Genomic DNA, 16,857 nt, shown 5'->3' on the forward strand with positions numbered 1-16,857 from the left:
GTTTTTTAATTGATTGAAAACAACACTTCGCCTTTAATAGCATCCAGTGGAAATGCGCCTATTTCTTCTGAGCGGCTGTCATAACTTTCGCCAGGTGTCCGGTGATCTCCAATTAAGAAGTAAGCATCCGGTGCAAGTTTGACCATAGGCATTGAATCAGCTGCTCCAAGTGTATAGCCCTCTTCTAAGGCCACTCCGTTCACAAGCACTGTCCCCTGTAAAATTTCAACTGTGTCCCCCGGAGTTCCTATGACCCGCTTGATGACATCAAATCCATTATTATCTGAGTAGATGACTATGTCTTGAAGTTCAGGTTCGAATAGAATCGTATTTGAAATAACCACGCTTCCATCCTGATAAGTCGGTTCCATAGAACTTCCACTGATGATGGAAATCGCAACACCGAATCGGAAAAGTAAAAAAATAGCTAATAAAATCAAGACGAATCGAACCCATCCAAAAAGTTCCTTGTTCTTTGTCTTTGTGTTAAGTGGCACATCTGTTGATTTGAGCTGATAGGTCGTCACATCTATTCTCCTTGTTCTGTTTCGCTAGTAGTTACTGCTTCGTTAGTAGTTTCCCCTTCACTTGAAGAAACTTCACTTTTGCCATTACCATTACCATTACCATTACCATTACTATTACCATTACCATTACCATTACCATTACCATTACCATTACCATTACCATTACCATTACCATTACCATTACCATTACCATTTTCAGTGTCGGGTTCTTCTGGAATGACCACAAGTTCTACACTGCCCATTTTTGTCACGGCTTCATTGTAAATAGCATTGAGCTCGTTAATGACCTTTTGGTTTTCAGATGTATTATCGATTTTAACAGATGCAATAAGTTGATCTGTGTGCGCTCGAAGTTCTGCTACTGAAGAAGCGATTTGTTGTTGCTCATGTTCAGCCAATTCACGTTCAGCTCGTTTCATTTCCGATTGCAAATGTTCTTTCAAACGAATCATTTGAGCGTTTTTTTCAGATCCCACAGTTGTTTGAAGTGTGGAAACGGACTCTATTTTCTTTTAATCAAACCACTGGTGAAATAGAGTTGAAATATCCTGCTCAGCAAACGCCACATGGATGCTTGATATCCCCATTCCGATTAAAAAAACAGTTCCAATTAGAAATTTGACCACATGACTGGAGACTTTACTTTTCATCTTCATATTTGTTCCTTCTAAAAAACAAGAGTCTCCCGAAAGAGACTCTGTTGAATTGTGAAATTAGTTGTTAATTCCAGAAACGATGGCATCTAATTCTTTCGTGCTTTCTCCTTCAATACGAGAAGCCTCAATCGCTAATCGATTTTTTGAGCAGTGATGTACCCGTCTACAATTGCAGTTACGTCAGTTTTCAACTGTGCGTAAACACCGTCCAAATAAGTTTTGAATTCTTTGGCAGTTGCGCCTTTCTTGTCATTCAAAGCATTCGACACTTCTGTCTTAGCATTTGTAATGGCATTTCCAAGTTTCGTATTTGCGTCACCTTTTGCTTTGTTTAGGTCATCTTGAAGTGTTTTGAAAGCTTTGTCACCAGCTGTAGTTGCTTTCTCATTAAAATGGCTGTTTGCTGTTTTTTCAATTTCGTCTGCTGCAAAATCCATAATCCCTTTAATTTCAGACTCTAACGCTGTGAATTGACCATCCATATTTGTCATGATTTTAGATTTTTCTGCATTCAAAGAGTCTGCATGTGCCTGTGCTTTATCATTCATAGCTCCAGATTTTTCATTTGTCTGGGCAGTTGCTGCTGTTGCAATTTGATTGTTCACTTTCGCCACTTCTGCATTATAATAGCCTCGAGCATCTTTCTCTTTGCCCAATGCGTAATTAGTCACTTCAGTATTCACAGATGTTTTCGCTTAGTTGAATTGTGCATCGTACCAATTTTTAAAGACATCTCCAGCGCTTGTATTGGCAAATGCAAAGCCTGCTCCAGAGAATAATGCTACCGCCGTTGTACCTGCAATCAATTTTGTTTTTAGTGTGTTTTTCATTCATCCATCTCCTCAAGGTTTGGTTTATTTAAGTAGAATTTAAGATTCCATTATTCCCGATTTAAAAATTCTGATTCGAAGTACTTTGCAAGTTCTTCCTCCATAACAGTTGGAAGTTCTTCCTTTTGTTCTTCAGCAAATACTTCTAACTCATTTGTGTGCACTGTACTTTTTGTGGCTTGTACCCGACCTTGTTGCATATCCGCATACTCATTCATCTCAATTGATCTACTCGAGACTAGCTCCGAAACATCTAATTGCTCATCGATTAGTTGTGCCATTTCTTCTATCCAATTTGCGAAATCAAACATCTGGACGACCGTCTGTGAAATAACTTCTTGTTGGGTTATGGTTTTACTCAATTGAAGCTGTTTGTTGTGCCACTCTTGAAAGTGATTCCCAGTCGATAATTTTGCCGCTGCAGGTCCCGAAAGCAGACACCCCACTACAAGAAAAGATAAAATTAGCTTTCTTTTCATCATTCCTCCCTCCTTTACTTGAGTCGTTTCAGCTCTATCCTCAGTATGGGCATGTGATAGTCAGGTAACCTCCCTCTTGCGAGTACAAATTGAACTACCTTAGGGAAAAATTTTTTCTTTATTGGTGCATTGTGGATACTACTTTTGAGGTATAGTGTCGAGTATGTGGTGACAGTCACCGACTAATTAAAAGCAAAATGAAAAGCCGTATCCAGAACCTACTAAAGGTTTTAGATACGGCTTTCAGATTGCAGACAAACTCATGAAATATTAAATTTGTTTGCAGTTTATTTTATAATAGATCTACCAACTGTTTAGAGTGAACTCGACCATGATTAGGAAGAATATCGGTAACTAGAGAGACCAACTTGAGATGCTGACAATTGACACATTGATCTCTGTATATCAATTAGTTAGAAAATTTGATGCTCCAGATGATAAATGAACTGGAAATATAAGCATTATAGCCAGTCTATTCATTCTATATTGACTGAAAATAGACAAAAAAAAGAGAAAGGATTCGAAATTAGTTATATTTCGAATCCCTTTGTCTTCATGAACCCAGCAGTTTTAACTGGGTTTAGGATATTATCTTGCTACGTCGATAATTCTACCTTCTACCGCAGAAGTTATTGTTTGCTGATCTTGAGCATAAACGTATTCAGTGAATATTTCCCAATCAACAAATCCAGGTTCGCTGACGCGACCCTCATTGTAGGCTTTAGCGAAAACACTATATCCGTCGCCACCTTTTGCAGTAAAGTTATTCGTTGCCACTGCATATGTTTTAGTTAGGTCAAGGGTGACGTAATTCACACCATCTTCTTTCACTTCAATTGTTTCTACACGCTGTCCAGCAGGAAGGTTGCTGTTATAGGTGAATTTCATGCCTGATACCTGCATGAAAGCACCCGATGCTGTAGGAGCGTCTTTGACACTATGCTCTAATGCTTCCTTAATTTCCGATCCTGTAAGCTGCATAATTCCTAAAGAGTTTCCAAAAGGCATAACTTCGAAAACTTTTGCCAAAGTGAACTCTCCGGCAGGGATGGATGTACGGATTCCTCCACCATTTTGAAGCGCGATTACTGTGTTAGGGTTGACGGTTTTTGCTTTTTCGAGCATACCATCAGTCATAAAGTTTCCTAAATTAGTTTCCCCAGTACGTGCCGCAGGGTTTCCTCCAATCAAATCCACAGCTGCAGTTCCGACAACCGTGTTTTTCACTTCATCCACCGCTGGCTTATATTTTTCATTCAAAATTTGTGCCGCTTCGGCATCTTCTGGATAGCTATTGACGTCCAAGAGCTTACCTGTATGCTGAATGACTCTTCCTTTTTTATCAAATGAAACATCCAGAGTACCAAGGAACTTTCCATACTCGTTCGCTTGCACAATGATAGTAGGTTCACTTCGAGTGTGAACGACAACTGGTTCTGTTAAAGTAACATGAGTATGCCCTCCGACAATCACATCAATACCGTCTACTTCTTTAGCCAAAGTCAGATCATTGTCGCCTCCACCATCGTTAAATCCAATGTGGGTGATGGCAATAACTTTATTGACCCCGAGTTTCTTGAATTGTTTTACTGCCTGTTTTGCTTCTGCAATATAATCAGTGAATTCTACATCTGGTCCAGGGCTAGAGATATCTATAGTCTCAGCAGTAGTTAAACCGAAAATTCCGATTTTCTCTCCATTTACTTCTTTAACAATCCCTTTGTAAGCTTCACCATTATTTGGCTTAGAAGTAATGATGTTATTAGCATAAACGTTCATATTTTGATCGTTCTCAAAATTAACATTCGCGCTAACGAAAGGGAAGTTAGCATCCTTAACAAAGTTCGCAAGGGCCGCAGTGCCTGAATCAAATTCATGATTTCCAAATGTCATAGCATCATAGCCTATCAGGTTCATAAATTCTAGGTCTGCTAAACCTTTATATTCGTTAAAATATAATGTTCCAGTGAAAACGTCCCCAGCATCTAATAAAAGTGAATTAGCACTTTCTTCACGAACAGTTTTGATGGCAGTAATTCGTTTTGCCACTGTATCTAAGTGTGCGTGTGTATCATTTGTATGCATAATTGTCAGTTCATAAGGTTCTGCCTTGCCTGGATTAGCACCTTTCATATTTGCAGAGACTGTAGGAATAGTGATAGATGTCAAAAGAGCAGCAGAAGCTACTGCAGAGATAAACTTACGGTAAAACTTGTTTTGTTCTTTCATGTTAGTCCTCCCCTGAGATTAAAATAAGTCATAGTAAAAACATAGAAGCTCAGTAACAACTCCCAACATAATTCTATCAGAATATATATATGAAATGTTCAATCAATTTCAAATTTTACATTCACTAAACAAAAATTATAATTCCTTTAAAGTAGTGAAAATAAATTCGTTTTATTTCTTCGGCAAATTCATGTATTTGTTTTCAATCCACGTATCGAACTTCTCTCCGTGCTCGTAGTGCATCGTGTCATACATTTCAGGGTTTGCGGATTGGAAAGCTTCTTTGAAGGCATCGAGTTCAAACTCATCCATTTCCGTTTCACGCTTCACCTGATGGAACACTTTTGTGAAATCACTGTTTTTGTATTTCGTGTTCTTTTTGGAAAGTGTGATCTTCTGGCCATCTTTTTTCAAGTTTAAGCGGTTTGCGATGTTCACTGCTTCTTCTTTCACCGCATAAACGCGGTCATGTAGCGCTAAGCTGATAATTGTATCGTGCGCTTTTGGTGTGTCATATTTCTCTAATTCTTTCACTGCGTTCAGGCGTGTTTCCCAGCTCGAGCGGTCGCGTGCTTGGCCAATCCATTCAGAAACAGTTTGTTCATTGGTGTTATCAGTCATGGTAATCTCTCCTCATTCGAAACTGGAAGGGGTTTTTTCTCGCTCCCAGTAGTGTCCATTAAGTATAGTCGTTTGTAGCGTTTGATACAAATGACTGAAAATAGTGTGATTGATGATTGGGTTTCACTTCCAAATAGGGACAGGCACTATTTGGAAGCAGGCGGAAAATAGGGCCATCCACAATTTGGATATTGCCCCGCAAAAAAAAAGCTGAAATCAAATTGATTTCAACTCCTCGTTTATTTAGGCAAACTGCTTTGAATTCTCTTTCGCAGTTGCAACTTTACGCTCATTTTGACGAGACAATTCTCGGATTGTTTCGGCTAGAAGTAACGTTCGTTCTGGTAGGGATTCAACTAAAACGTTCTCACCTTCATTGTGCATTTTGTCTCCGATAGGTCCCATCCCATCGATCGTCGCTACACCAAGGTAAGACGGGAATGAAGCGTCTGAGCCACCACCCGTATGTGTATCCGTTACTGTGATCCCGTGTTTTTCTCCAACACTTTTCACAATGGCCAATAGCTCTTGGTTTTTCTCATCGAATTCCATCGGCGGACGATTGATACCACCTTCTAAATCGATGGTCGTACCTTCCACATCCGATTCCGCACAAATGGTCTCAATCTGCTCCGTGACATCGCGCCCCTGCTTTTTGTTCTGAACGCGCACATCCACGTAACCCACCGCAGAGTCTGGAATGACACTTGTCGAGCGACCACCTTCAATCTTCCCGACGTTAATCGAAACCCCATTGTCATGGTCAGAAAGTTGATGCAGTTTTGTGATTTTGTAGGCAAGTTCTTGGATTGCACTTACGCCTTCTTTTGGTGCAACACCAGAATGGGCCGCTTTTCCGCGTACGCGCATAATGTAGCGCCCCCCACCTCGGCGTGACGACACAACTGAACCATCTTTTCGAGCGGGTTCCATAACAAGCGCATAATCAACTAGTCGACTGTAGTGTTCGATTAATGTACGTGACGTGCGAGAACCGATCTCTTCATCTGCATTTAAGATGATGACGACATTTTTTAAAGCATCCGGGTCCAAAGACTGCAGATATTTCATGGCGTATAAAAGGCTGATTTGGCTTGCTTTCATATCAGCAACTCCAGGACCATAAGCATATCCATTTTCAATTCGGAATGGGCGTTCTTTTGCTGTACCTTCTGGGAACACCGTGTCCATATGGGCAATAACTAAAATTTTGGGGTGTTTTACAGATTTGTGTTTCAACACCAAGTTGTTACCCAGTGTTTTATTTTCATGAATCTTTACTGTGAAACCAATCTTTTTGTATTCACGGGCTAGACGGTCGCCCACTTCATCGACTCCAGCTTTAAACCTGGAACCACTATCAATATTTACGATTTCTTCGAGTTTAGTGAGCATCTCTGGCAACTGTGTCCTGAAATAATGCATCCTTTATCTCTCCTTGTTTTGGTAAATCTATAATCTCTAGCTTAACATATAAACGAATTCTTATTTCTTTATGTTCCCAGATTTTACTCCAAAAAACTTTTTTTGATACTTTTTTGTTCTTTATGGTAGTAAGAAGGGGTGACAGGCACCAAATGGGAGCTACTTCCAAATGGTGACAGGCACCAAAACTATCATTTAATGATAACATAGTAGGTATTGAATTTAATGATTACCTAATTAGTGGAGGGAATGTATGATTAAAAATCAAGAACTATATGAGTTTATTCGTGATCGCGCGGACGATCTGACCGAAAACTGGTACAATTCGCTCGATAAGGACCGTAATGGCGTATATGGCACTCAAAACCCCGATGAAATCAAGTTATTGAAAGCTCAAAACAAGTCTTTTCATCTATTGTTTGCAAAGTTGTTTGATCCTGAAATGATAAATTATGACGAAGAAGTACATCGGTGGGTAGACAGTATTTCCAAAGATACAGCCCATCAAATGACACCGCTAGAAGAGATTATTGCGGAATTTTTCCGAATCGAGACGCAATACATGCAGTTGATTGAGAAATATGTCATAGCCAACGCGGACCAATTTTCTGCAATCGAGGTCATGAAATGGTCGAAAGGTGTAACAGACTCTGTAAACGGAATTATTTTAGAGTTCACACATAAGCATATGGAAGCTGCAGAAAAGCGCTTGAATGCGCAACAAGAAATGATTGTGGAAATGAGTGCGCCTGTCATCCGATTGACTGACAACATCGGCTTACTCCCATTGATCGGTGAAATCACAACATATCGTGCGCAAGTCATTTTCGAGAAAGCATTGACGCAATGTGCGGAAAAGAAATTTGAGCGACTGTTCATTGATTTATCAGGCGTACCTATTATCGATACAATGGTGGCCCATCAAATCTTCCAACTGATCAAGGGACTGCGCTTAATTGGCGTGCAGACCTCACTTTCTGGAATGAGCCCTGAAATTGCGCAGACCGCTGTACACCTAGGGTTGGATTTTAAAGACATCAAAATGCACAGTTCGCTTTCACGTGCGTTGGAGTTATATATACACGATTAAATGAAACTAGAGTAGCCAACTGTGGTTGCTCTAGTTTTTTTGGAATGTATACCTAATTGGTGACAGGCACCAACTGGAAGGTGAATCCAAATGGTGCCTGTCACCCCCAAAAAGTTTCATTCAACTATTCAAACTCTAAAAACTCACCTCTTGTAGATAACCTTCTAAATGCCAAAAGCACCTCCGCCACAGCGGAGGTGCTTCCTTGACTCTAAAATTGGATGTAATATCCCAGATAGTGCCTGTCACTAAATGGGAGTGATTCCCATTTAGTGACAGGCACCCATTAAGTACTCCAATCATTTACGATTTGCTCATCAATACACTACGGATTGCCTGTGCCTCGATCCGTGGGGTATTGTTAGCAGTTATACCGCTCCCAACTATTGCTACATCAATGCGTGTAGCGTCCAAATAGTGAGCACGCTCTAAGTTGATACCCCCTGCGATGTAGATAGTTACGCCATCTAAACCATCCACTAAATCGATGTGTGAAAGAACGGAAGTGTCCCCTTTTGATTGCATGTCTTTGCCGATATGAAGACAGAAATGACGTGCACCGAGCTCATAAAGTGCTCGAACTCTGGCGGGATCCGAACAATTTAAAAGGTCGATCACGATCTCGCCCTCAAACTCCTTCGCAACTAGTAACATATCTTGAATCGTTTGATCCGCGGCAAATGCCATTGCAGTAACGTAGCTAGCACCCGCTTCAAAAGCTTGATAGGCTTCGTGTCTACCTGCATCACACGTTTTCATGTCAACAAAAAGAGATTTATCCGGAAATTGCTTATGAATGTCCCGCACAATTGCCATACCGTATTCTTTGATGACGCCGGTGCCGATTTCCACAATGTCGACGACCTCCGCTGTTTCTTGAATCAATGCAAAACACTTCTCTTGCGTGAGGCGATCAAGCGCTAGTTGAAGTTTCATGGTCACACACCCGAATAGGCCATGAAGCCGCCATCGACCGGTACAGTGACGCCTGTGACGAAGCCGGAATAAGACTCATCGACAAGCCAGAGCATCGTTCCAATCAAATCTTCAGGGTTACCAAACCGGCGCATCGGTGTGTGCGTCATGATTTTGTGTGAGCGATCTGTCAGACTTCCATCTTCATGTGTGAGTAGCTTACGGTTTTGCTCGGTCAAGAAGAATCCTGGTGCAAGGGCGTTGACGCGCAGGCCAGCTTCCGCGAAATGAACCGCCATCCACATCGTGAAATTGTTAATAGATGCTTTTGCAGCACTGTAAGCAGGAACTTTGGTCATCGGCGAATAAGCACTCATCGATGAAATATTCAAAATGACAGGATTCTTAGATTTCAATAACTCTTTTCCAAACACTTGAGACGTCAAAAATGTCCCGGTGAAATTCAAATCGAATACTTTCGAGAACGCGAGAGCGTCCATATCGAAGAAAGTCTGCGTGGCATCGCCTTCTCCAAATACCTCGTTCGTCGTAGTAGCGGCCGGTTGATTCCCGCCTGCTCCTGTAATCAAAATATCTACTTGTCCAAACGCAGAGATCACTTGGTCGCGAACAGCTTCAAGCGATGCCCGGTCCAAAACGTCTGCAGAGTAAGCAACCGCTTTCCCACCCGACGCTCGAATTTCATCTGCAATGACCTGCCCTTTTTCAATCGTACGGTTGACGAGCGCAACACGAACGCCTTGTTTTGCTAATTCCTTTGCCATAGCGGAACACAATACGCCGCTTCCTCCTGTAATGACAGCAGCTCGGCCTCTTAAGTTCTCATGTGTATACATTGTGTTTAGACCTCCTGCTTCCGCGCTTGAAATGCGTCCCAGAGACCATTTAAGTACATAACGCCTAGAGCTCGGTCATATAATCCGTATCCTGGACGGCCTTCCTCGTTCCAAAGATGACGCCCGTGGTCAGGACGAACGTATCCCGTAAATCCTTGATCCGCCATCTCACGCACGACATTCGTCAAATCGACAGAGCCGTCTGACGTAAAATGAGACGTCTCAATGAAATCTCCGTTCTCAAAAATTTTGACGTTGCGGAGATGCGAGAATGGTGAACGCGCCAAAAATTGATGGGCAAGTGCTACCATGTCATTGGATGGATTTGCACCAAGAGAACCTGTACAGAACGTGATCCCATTGGCTTTTGAATCGGAAATCTCGAGTAAACGCTTCAAGCTGTCGCCGCTCGTCATGATGCGTGGCAATCCGAAAATCGACCACGGTGGATCGTCTGGGTGAATCGCCATTTGAATGTCTTGTTCTTCACAAACTGGAAGAATTGCGCTTAGGAAATACGCAAGATTTTCCCATAAATCGTCTTCAGTGACGTCTGCATACGCATCAAATAGTTCCTGAATTTTAGCAAGTCGCTCCGGTTCCCACCCCGGCATAGTCATCGTAGTCGAACTTGCAATTTTCTCAATCAACTCTGCTGGCTCGATATCATGTACTTTGCTCTTTTCATAAAAGAGCGCTGTAGATCCGTCCGGAAGGGGGTGATACAAATCCGTACGCGTCCAGTCAAACACTGGCATGAAGTTGTAGCAGATGACTTTTACGCCAACCTGTCCTAGATGACGAATCGTCTGTTTGTAGTTTTCGATATACGTATCTCGGTCCGGAGAACCAATCTTGATCGCATCGTGAATATTTACACTTTCCACAACATCAGCATGGAATCCGTGTGAACGAATGTAGTCAACTTCACTTTTGATTTCTTCAAGTGGCCATACTTCTCCAGCCGCTTTACCATGAAGTGCCCACACAATGCCTTTTACGTTTGGAATTTGTTTGATGTGCTCTAAAGTGATCTGATCGTTACCACGACCATACCAGCGCCATGTCATATTCATCGCCTTATTCTCCCTCCTTTAAAGTTGACGCCATGTACTCTTTGGCTAGGTCTGTAACAGCTTGCGCACCACCCGAGCGGTACGCTTTTGTTAAGTCACTCCCAACCCCTACAGCAAAGGCTCCTGCATCTAGCCATGAGCGCGCGGTTGCTAAGTTGACGCCACCTGTCGGCATAATCTGCAAGTGTGGAAGTGGACCGTTAACAGCACCAATAAAGGATGGTTCAAAGTTATTCGCTGGGAACAGCTTGATGACATCATGTCCACACTCAGCTGCTTCCACCATTTCTTTGATTGTTAGGCAACCAGGCAAATAAGGGATTGAATACCGGTTACAGACTGTACTAATTTCAGGATTAAAGTGTGGACTTACCACAAACTGTGCACCGTGCAAGATCGCATGTCTTGCAGTCTCCGAATCTAAGACCGTACCAGCGCCTACTAGACAGTCCTCATCTTGAAGTGCGCGAAAAGCCTCCGCAACATTCGGTGTTGTGTACGTCACTTCAATGGCTTTTAAACCGCCTGCTGCTGCTGCACGAGATACGTCAATCGCCTCTTGCGATGATGCCCCGCGTATGACGGCAACTACTTTCAATTCTTTTAGTTTTGCTAATGTTTCATACTTCGCTACCATGGTCTGCCTCCTCTTAGTTATGAAAACTCAATCAAAGCTTTCCGAACGGTATCTGGATTGTTTTCAACAAAGGTGAACGCTTCTTGCGCTTGCTCGATTGTGAAGCGATGCGTGATCAACCCTTGTTCTTTCAACTTACCTTCATTTAGCAATTGAACCACTTTTGCAAACTGGTTTGTCTGCAAACGAGACCCTACGATCGTCAATTCTTTTTTCGTGACCGGAAGTTGCGGGATATGCGAAGGACGTTGATCGAATCCTAAAATAACAATCGTTCCAGCTACTGAAGCCATATCAATGGACTGTTCAACAGTCTGTGGCAAACACACGGCATCAATGACGACGTTTGCTCCTTCTCCGTTTGTCACATCTAGTAATTTCGTCAAAACATCTTCTTCTAGTGGCGAGACTACATAATCCGCACCATTCTCCTTAGCAAATGCTAGACGCTCTTGCTTTAAATCGGACATCATCACGGTAGCGCCTGCAAGCTTCGCCATTTTTAGAATACAAACTCCGATAGGTCCACATCCGTGTATGAAAACGAAGTCTCCACTTTCAACATTGCCTCTCCAAACTGCCTGGGCTCCGATTGAATAGGGTTCGGCGAGAACTACTTCTTCCCAAGGTAAATCTGAATTTACTTTGTGAAGCTGACGCGCTGGAAGGACAAACTGCTCGCGCATCCCACCGTCTTCGTGAACACCAAAGACAGACAACTCCTTGCATACATTCGGGCGTCCTTTTCGACACGCGTAGCATGTCCCACAATAGCGAATTGGTTCTACAACCACGTGATCTCCAGCTTGGAGGCCTTCTACATCTTCCCCCACTTGAACAACTTCTCCTGCAATTTCATGCCCTAAGATTCGAGGATATGTAGCAAGTGGGTTTGTACCGTGGTAAATATGCATATCCGACCCACATATTCCGGCACGCTTCACTTTTACAAGTACCTCGCTTGGATGTTGAATAGCAGGTACTTCTAATTCTGCTACAAAAAGATGATGTGCTTCTTTTACTTGAATAGCTTTCATACTTGAACTTCCTCCTTATTCAAATAAACCCGGTAAGAACAATGTGACTTGAGGAACAAAGGCAACAAGTAGCAACACAATCAAACTCACTGCTAAAAATGGCAGTAGTTCTCTAGTAGCTGTTCCCATCGAAACATTTCCTATTTGTGATGCAACGAATAGACAGACCCCTACTGGTGGTGTGACTACACCTATAATCATTGCGAGAACCATTGTGACACCAAATTGGATTGGATCCATTCCGACTTCCATTGCAACTGGCAGTAAGACTGGGAATAAAATCACAAGACCCGCAATGGTTTCCATGAACGTTCCGACAAACAATAACAAAACAATGATTAATAGAATTACAACTACACCATTCGTTGATATACCCAGGATTGTATCCGCCACCATTTGTGGAATGCGCTCTGCAACCATAATCCATCCGAAAAGATTCGCAAATCCTACTAATAGCATGATGGCAGCAGTAGAAGTCATCGTTGATAGCATGATTTCTGGGATTTTTTTAATCGGTAGTTCTTTGTATACAAAAATTCCAATGATAAACGCATAAATAACAGCAACAATTGCAGCTTCTGTCGGTGTAAAGTATCCACCTAAGATCCCCCATAAAATAATGAAGGTCATAAATAGTGCCCAAAATGCACCTGTAAAGCTTTTCCATACTTCTTTGAATGACTTTTTCTCACCCTTTGGATAATTGCGCTTCACCGAGATTATGTACGTTGGAATCATTAAACCTAATCCAAGTAAAATTCCAGGAATCGTCCCAGCTAGGAATAAATCTCCGATCGATAAAGAAGCGAGTGTTCCGACAATAATCATTGGAAGAGAAGGTGGAATGATAGCTCCGATTGTTGATGAAGAAGCAGTAACGGCTACAGAGAATCCAGCACCATATCCTTGCTTTTTCATGGCTGGAATTAGGATTGAACCAATACTCGCGGTATCAGCAAGTGCTGTACCTGAAATTCCTGCAAACCCCATGGAAGCTCCAACATTCGCAAGCCCAAGACCTCCGCGTACACGACCTAGCAAATTATCGGCAAACCCAATGATTCTGTCTGTGATCCCGCCTGCATTCATCAGATTTCCAGCTAAAATGAAGCCAGGGATACAGAGTAGAACAAATGAGTTCAACCCACCAAACATTCGTTGGGGAAGAATGGTTAGTGGAATGTCAGCGACAATTAAATAGAGAACAGAAGACAAACCTAGACTAAAAGCAATTGGAACACCTAAGAATATTAAAATGATAAAACTTCCGAATAACAATAGTGCCATTACAGTTCCCCTCCATACGTCGTCTCAAATGGATTCTTCTTATTTTTGAAGAGAAATCCGATGCGCACTAATGACATGATTAGTAAAAAAACACCCATAATGAAGAGTGAGGCATGGATCACTGACATTGAAAACGGCATAGTAGCTGACATTTGTGCCCGACCGATTTCAATAAATGTCCATCCTTCTTTAATTAAAATTGCGCTGATGAGAGCTATCAATACATAAACGCCGATGTCATAGTACCGGCGGAACGTCTCTGGAAAACGGTTAACAATCAGATCGACGTTGATGTATTCATTTCGAAGAAGTGCTAGAGGTGCTGCAAATCCAATGGCATATAAGAAAAGGTAGCGAGTTAGTTCTTCAGTCCAAACATACGATAATGGTAAATACCGTGATAAAATTTGCATGGATACTACAATGATTAACCCTGTCAGACAGAGGATGGATAAAAGTCCTAGTATGCGACTGATAATTTTTAATACGCCCATAGGGGAGTACCTCCTTAAAATATAAAGGGAAAGGCACAGGACAATCGTCCAAAGTGCCTTTAGATTCCCTATTATTCAGTTTCTAAAATACGGTTGTATAGATCTAACTGCTCTTCGCTTAAGAAGCTTTCTACTGCTGGAACCATTGCTTCGCGGAACGCATCTTGGTCCACATCAACAAACTCCATGCCTTCTTCTTCTAAAGCTGCTTCAATTTTGGAGATTTCCTCTGTGTAGAGTGCTTCCCCAAAAGCTTGTGCTTCAGCAGCCGCTTCTTCGACTGCTGCACGTTGCTCATCTGAAATTGCTTCCCACTGTGCATTCCCAACAAGTACATAAATCCAAGAGTAAACGTGCTCTGTGCGGTTTACAAAGTTTTGTACTTCATAAAGTGCTCCACTTTGAATCAAATCAACTGGATTTTCTTGACCATTGATGACGCCTTGCTGAATGCCTGTGAATACTTCATTGAAGTCCATTACTTGTGGCTTAGCTCCAGCTGCTTCCCAAGCATTCAAGAACAATGGAACGTTTGGAACACGCATTGAGAATCCAGCCAAATCTGCAGGCGTTTCAATTTTTTCAGTTGAAGTCAAGTTACGTGGTGCACGTGTATGGTAATAAAGTGGTGTTAAGCCGGCTTTTTCATTGATTTCATCTGCAATTTCTTGTCCGATTTCCCCTTCAACTACTGCTTGTACGTGCTCTAAGTCGCGGAATGCATAAGGTGTCGCCATTAACGCTGCTTTAGGCGCCCAGTTTTGTAGTGTTTCACCAGAGATGACCATATCTGCTGTTCCTGCAGAAATAGCATTGATTGTATCAGTTTCTCCACCTAATGAGTTACTTGGGTAGATATTGATTGTGATTGATCCGTCTGTCTTCTCTTCTACTAAAGAAGCAAACTCTTCAGCTGTCTTGTGCCAAATATGATTCTCATCGGCTAAGTGACCAAGTTTCCATGTTACAGATTCTACTCCTTCTTCCCCTGAAGAACTGCTGTCTGATCCACAAGCCCCTAAAAATAGTGCAGAAGCTGCGAGTACGGATACCCAACGTAATTTTTTCATGTGTAAATCCCCCTTAAAGTGTAAGTTATATACTAAAATCTTTAGTACCGTTAGTTAAGGCGTTGCTAAAAACTTGTAAACTGAAGATGCAATCGTAATACCTTCTTGTAAACTCCGCTCTTCATTTTGTTGCTCAATTTCTCCTGGGACAAGAACTTGTGAAAAGCCTGCTGCCGGTTCCACTTGACGAAGCTCATCCATCATCTGATCCATAGAGTCAAGGAAGCCATCAAGTGATGTGAAGAAGGATGGATTGATTACACAGACATAATGGCCGAGTTTACGTGGCTGGTCCAACCCTTCATACATTGGTGCGATGTGCGGACCGAATGCAGCGCCGGCAAGTAAGCCAGAAAAGATATCGACAATGACCGATAATCCGTAGCCTTTTGGACCGCCAAATGGTGTCAATGCTTTCACCGCATGAGGATCTGTCACTGCATTCCCTTGTTCATCAACACCCCAACCGACGGGAATTTCTTTTCCAAGCTCTCGATGTTGAAGAATTTTTCCGAGCGCCACTGTGGACGTTGCCATGTCAAGAATGAATGGTTTGTTGTCTCGTGCCGGAATACCGTAAGCGATTGGGTTTGTCCCTAAGAACGCTTCTCGGCCACCAAAAGGCACCATGATTTTATCGGTATGGGTCATAGCCATCCCAATCAAGTTTTCCTTTGCGGCTTTTTCCACAAAATAGCTAAGTGCGCCGCAGTGACTGCTATTATTGACCGTCACCATGCCCACTCCAGCTGTTTTCGCCATGTTGATTGCGTGGTCCATGGCGATGTCTGCGTTGACATGCCCGAATCCATCATTGCCGTCGACTGTCCCTGTAACAGGGCCAGAAGCGGTAAAGAGTGGTTTGGCCGACGGATTTATGCCGCCTGCTTTGATTCGGTTGACATAGTGCTCGGTGCGCAACACACCGTGCGAGTTGACACCTCGGAGGTCGGCATGAATCAATACGTCCGCTACTTTTTCAGCATGCTCGGCAGAAATACCTGCTGCTACGAATTTAGAAATCGCTAGCTCCTTCACTTCTTGATGCGGTTTAGTTACGGTTGTCATATGTTGTCTCTCCTATTCCAGATTCGCATGGTTGTCTTTTAGCGAATCGTAAGATGTTCCTTCAATTGCATCGATAATGGCAGCATCTAAAAGTAAGTGTGCTGCTTGGTCAAACTGGTTGCCTAATGGTTGGATCGTTTTACGATGTGCGTGTTTTTTAGACTTGGTTGCAGCCGGGAGTACGAGACCTTGAAGAAAAGGTGCTGTTCCTAGTACATCTTCATCTGCCGTTACTAAAAACACGGTGGCTCCAGAATTGCTGGCTTGAGTGGCACTATGGACACTTAATGAGGTAGTGCCGGAACCTGATAACACAATAAGTGCATCTCCAGTCCGAATCGCAGGAGTAATCGTTTCACCCACGACATACACTCGTTTCTCAGCATGCATCATCCGCATCGCAACCGCTTTCATAATAAATCCAGAACGACCTTCTCCTGTAAAAAAGAAGCGTCTGTCTTGCTGTAATAGTTCGACTAGTTGGTGATACTGCTGTGAGTGAACCTCAGAAAGGACTTTTTTCATTTCATCAACAATGGTCTGGATTGTCTTCATGTAA

General features: G+C 42.5%; 20 protein-coding genes. 1 reads left to right on the top strand and 19 read right to left on the bottom strand.

Annotated elements, in window-relative coordinates; translation table 11 throughout:
• Window positions 1–5 precede the first annotated feature (5 nt).
• The 9 genes from lepB to ACF3OH_RS10510 all read right to left on the bottom strand — a co-directional run bounded on the left by lepB (window position 6) and on the right by ACF3OH_RS10510 (window position 6,767).
• A complete protein-coding gene (lepB, locus tag ACF3OH_RS10470) occupies window positions 6–527 on the bottom strand; it encodes a signal peptidase I (RefSeq protein ID WP_392454550.1) in 522 nt (173 codons plus the stop codon).
• A gap of 2 nt (window positions 528–529) precedes the next feature.
• A complete protein-coding gene (locus ACF3OH_RS10475; RefSeq protein ID WP_392454551.1) occupies window positions 530–979 on the bottom strand; it encodes a hypothetical protein in 450 nt (149 codons plus the stop codon).
• Between the two features lie 60 nt (window positions 980–1,039).
• Complete coding sequence (locus ACF3OH_RS10480) at window positions 1,040–1,183, bottom strand: hypothetical protein (protein WP_392454553.1); 144 nt, start codon at window positions 1,181–1,183, stop codon at window positions 1,040–1,042.
• 131 nt (window positions 1,184–1,314) lie between these two features.
• Complete coding sequence (locus tag ACF3OH_RS10485; RefSeq protein ID WP_392454555.1) at window positions 1,315–1,866, bottom strand: hypothetical protein; 552 nt, start codon at window positions 1,864–1,866, stop codon at window positions 1,315–1,317.
• A 12-nt stretch (window positions 1,867–1,878) separates the two neighbouring features.
• Window positions 1,879–2,013 carry a hypothetical protein gene (locus ACF3OH_RS10490; protein ID WP_392454557.1) on the bottom strand — a complete coding sequence of 45 codons (135 nt, stop codon included), beginning with the start codon at window positions 2,011–2,013 and terminating at the stop codon, window positions 1,879–1,881.
• Window positions 2,014–2,063: 50 nt separating this feature from the next.
• Window positions 2,064–2,492 (bottom strand): hypothetical protein, encoded by a 429-nt coding sequence (locus ACF3OH_RS10495; protein ID WP_392454559.1) that lies wholly within the window; start codon window positions 2,490–2,492, stop codon window positions 2,064–2,066.
• A 588-nt stretch (window positions 2,493–3,080) separates the two neighbouring features.
• Window positions 3,081–4,721, bottom strand: a complete 1,641-nt coding sequence (locus ACF3OH_RS10500) for a bifunctional metallophosphatase/5'-nucleotidase (RefSeq protein WP_392454561.1) — start codon at window positions 4,719–4,721, stop codon at window positions 3,081–3,083.
• Between the two features lie 171 nt (window positions 4,722–4,892).
• Window positions 4,893–5,342 (bottom strand): HEAT repeat domain-containing protein, encoded by a 450-nt coding sequence (locus ACF3OH_RS10505; RefSeq protein ID WP_392454563.1) that lies wholly within the window; start codon window positions 5,340–5,342, stop codon window positions 4,893–4,895.
• 243 nt (window positions 5,343–5,585) lie between these two features.
• Window positions 5,586–6,767, bottom strand: a complete 1,182-nt coding sequence (locus ACF3OH_RS10510) for a M20 family metallopeptidase (protein ID WP_392454565.1) — start codon at window positions 6,765–6,767, stop codon at window positions 5,586–5,588.
• 253 nt (window positions 6,768–7,020) lie between these two features.
• Between ACF3OH_RS10510 and ACF3OH_RS10515 the strand changes: the two genes are divergently transcribed.
• On the top strand, window positions 7,021–7,857 hold the full coding sequence (locus tag ACF3OH_RS10515) for an STAS domain-containing protein (protein WP_392454567.1): 837 nt from the start codon (window positions 7,021–7,023) through the stop codon (window positions 7,855–7,857).
• Between the two features lie 303 nt (window positions 7,858–8,160).
• Here ACF3OH_RS10515 and hxlA read toward each other — a convergent pair whose 3' ends face one another.
• From hxlA to hxlB, 10 genes are all read right to left on the bottom strand, one after another.
• Entirely contained in the window at window positions 8,161–8,793 is a 633-nt protein-coding gene (hxlA, locus tag ACF3OH_RS10520; protein WP_392454569.1) for a 3-hexulose-6-phosphate synthase, read from the bottom strand.
• Between the two features lie 2 nt (window positions 8,794–8,795).
• Window positions 8,796–9,629 (bottom strand): SDR family oxidoreductase, encoded by an 834-nt coding sequence (locus ACF3OH_RS10525; RefSeq protein WP_392454571.1) that lies wholly within the window; start codon window positions 9,627–9,629, stop codon window positions 8,796–8,798.
• Window positions 9,630–9,634: 5 nt separating this feature from the next.
• A complete protein-coding gene (gene uxuA, locus ACF3OH_RS10530; protein ID WP_392454573.1) occupies window positions 9,635–10,705 on the bottom strand; it encodes a mannonate dehydratase in 1,071 nt (356 codons plus the stop codon).
• Window positions 10,706–10,709: 4 nt separating this feature from the next.
• Complete coding sequence (locus ACF3OH_RS10535) at window positions 10,710–11,342, bottom strand: bifunctional 2-keto-4-hydroxyglutarate aldolase/2-keto-3-deoxy-6-phosphogluconate aldolase (protein ID WP_392454575.1); 633 nt, start codon at window positions 11,340–11,342, stop codon at window positions 10,710–10,712.
• A gap of 17 nt (window positions 11,343–11,359) precedes the next feature.
• Window positions 11,360–12,379 (bottom strand): zinc-binding alcohol dehydrogenase family protein, encoded by a 1,020-nt coding sequence (locus tag ACF3OH_RS10540; protein ID WP_392454577.1) that lies wholly within the window; start codon window positions 12,377–12,379, stop codon window positions 11,360–11,362.
• A gap of 15 nt (window positions 12,380–12,394) precedes the next feature.
• Window positions 12,395–13,666 carry a TRAP transporter large permease gene (locus ACF3OH_RS10545; protein WP_392454579.1) on the bottom strand — a complete coding sequence of 424 codons (1,272 nt, stop codon included), beginning with the start codon at window positions 13,664–13,666 and terminating at the stop codon, window positions 12,395–12,397.
• On the bottom strand, window positions 13,666–14,160 hold the full coding sequence (locus tag ACF3OH_RS10550; RefSeq protein WP_204589683.1) for a TRAP transporter small permease: 495 nt from the start codon (window positions 14,158–14,160) through the stop codon (window positions 13,666–13,668). The genes ACF3OH_RS10545 and ACF3OH_RS10550 overlap by 1 nt, the downstream gene beginning before the upstream one ends.
• Before the next feature lie 71 nt (window positions 14,161–14,231).
• Window positions 14,232–15,230: a TRAP transporter substrate-binding protein gene (locus ACF3OH_RS10555; RefSeq protein ID WP_204589684.1), complete on the bottom strand. Its 999-nt coding sequence runs from the start codon at window positions 15,228–15,230 to the stop codon at window positions 14,232–14,234.
• A gap of 54 nt (window positions 15,231–15,284) precedes the next feature.
• A complete protein-coding gene (gene allD, locus ACF3OH_RS10560) occupies window positions 15,285–16,298 on the bottom strand; it encodes an ureidoglycolate dehydrogenase (protein WP_392454581.1) in 1,014 nt (337 codons plus the stop codon).
• 12 nt (window positions 16,299–16,310) lie between these two features.
• Window positions 16,311–16,853, bottom strand: a complete 543-nt coding sequence (gene hxlB / locus ACF3OH_RS10565; RefSeq protein WP_392454583.1) for a 6-phospho-3-hexuloisomerase — start codon at window positions 16,851–16,853, stop codon at window positions 16,311–16,313.
• Window positions 16,854–16,857 lie beyond the last annotated feature (4 nt).

The sequence above is a fragment of the Chryseomicrobium aureum genome, from assembly GCF_043182735.1.
Taxonomy (GTDB): Bacteria; Bacillota; Bacilli; order Bacillales_A; family Planococcaceae; genus Chryseomicrobium; species Chryseomicrobium aureum.

Excerpts from the sequence above, each read along its gene's own strand:
- ACF3OH_RS10475 (WP_392454551.1), bottom strand. The coding sequence starts at position 979 with ATGATTCGTTTGAAAGAACATTTGCAATCGGAAATGAAACGAGCTGAA.
- ACF3OH_RS10480 (WP_392454553.1), bottom strand. The coding sequence starts at position 1,183 with ATGAAGATGAAAAGTAAAGTCTCCAGTCATGTGGTCAAATTTCTAATT.
- ACF3OH_RS10490 (WP_392454557.1), bottom strand. The coding sequence starts at position 2,013 with ATGAAAAACACACTAAAAACAAAATTGATTGCAGGTACAACGGCGGTA.
- ACF3OH_RS10495 (WP_392454559.1), bottom strand. The coding sequence starts at position 2,492 with ATGAAAAGAAAGCTAATTTTATCTTTTCTTGTAGTGGGGTGTCTGCTT.
- ACF3OH_RS10500 (WP_392454561.1), bottom strand. The coding sequence starts at position 4,721 with ATGAAAGAACAAAACAAGTTTTACCGTAAGTTTATCTCTGCAGTAGCT.
- ACF3OH_RS10505 (WP_392454563.1), bottom strand. The coding sequence starts at position 5,342 with ATGACTGATAACACCAATGAACAAACTGTTTCTGAATGGATTGGCCAA.
- ACF3OH_RS10510 (WP_392454565.1), bottom strand. The coding sequence starts at position 6,767 with ATGCATTATTTCAGGACACAGTTGCCAGAGATGCTCACTAAACTCGAA.
- ACF3OH_RS10515 (WP_392454567.1), top strand. The coding sequence starts at position 7,021 with ATGATTAAAAATCAAGAACTATATGAGTTTATTCGTGATCGCGCGGAC.
- hxlA (WP_392454569.1), bottom strand. The coding sequence starts at position 8,793 with ATGAAACTTCAACTAGCGCTTGATCGCCTCACGCAAGAGAAGTGTTTT.
- ACF3OH_RS10525 (WP_392454571.1), bottom strand. The coding sequence starts at position 9,629 with ATGTATACACATGAGAACTTAAGAGGCCGAGCTGCTGTCATTACAGGA.
- uxuA (WP_392454573.1), bottom strand. The coding sequence starts at position 10,705 with ATGAATATGACATGGCGCTGGTATGGTCGTGGTAACGATCAGATCACT.
- ACF3OH_RS10535 (WP_392454575.1), bottom strand. The coding sequence starts at position 11,342 with ATGGTAGCGAAGTATGAAACATTAGCAAAACTAAAAGAATTGAAAGTA.
- ACF3OH_RS10540 (WP_392454577.1), bottom strand. The coding sequence starts at position 12,379 with ATGAAAGCTATTCAAGTAAAAGAAGCACATCATCTTTTTGTAGCAGAA.
- ACF3OH_RS10545 (WP_392454579.1), bottom strand. The coding sequence starts at position 13,666 with ATGGCACTATTGTTATTCGGAAGTTTTATCATTTTAATATTCTTAGGT.
- ACF3OH_RS10550 (WP_204589683.1), bottom strand. The coding sequence starts at position 14,160 with ATGGGCGTATTAAAAATTATCAGTCGCATACTAGGACTTTTATCCATC.
- ACF3OH_RS10555 (WP_204589684.1), bottom strand. The coding sequence starts at position 15,230 with ATGAAAAAATTACGTTGGGTATCCGTACTCGCAGCTTCTGCACTATTT.
- allD (WP_392454581.1), bottom strand. The coding sequence starts at position 16,298 with ATGACAACCGTAACTAAACCGCATCAAGAAGTGAAGGAGCTAGCGATT.
- hxlB (WP_392454583.1), bottom strand. The coding sequence starts at position 16,853 with ATGAAGACAATCCAGACCATTGTTGATGAAATGAAAAAAGTCCTTTCT.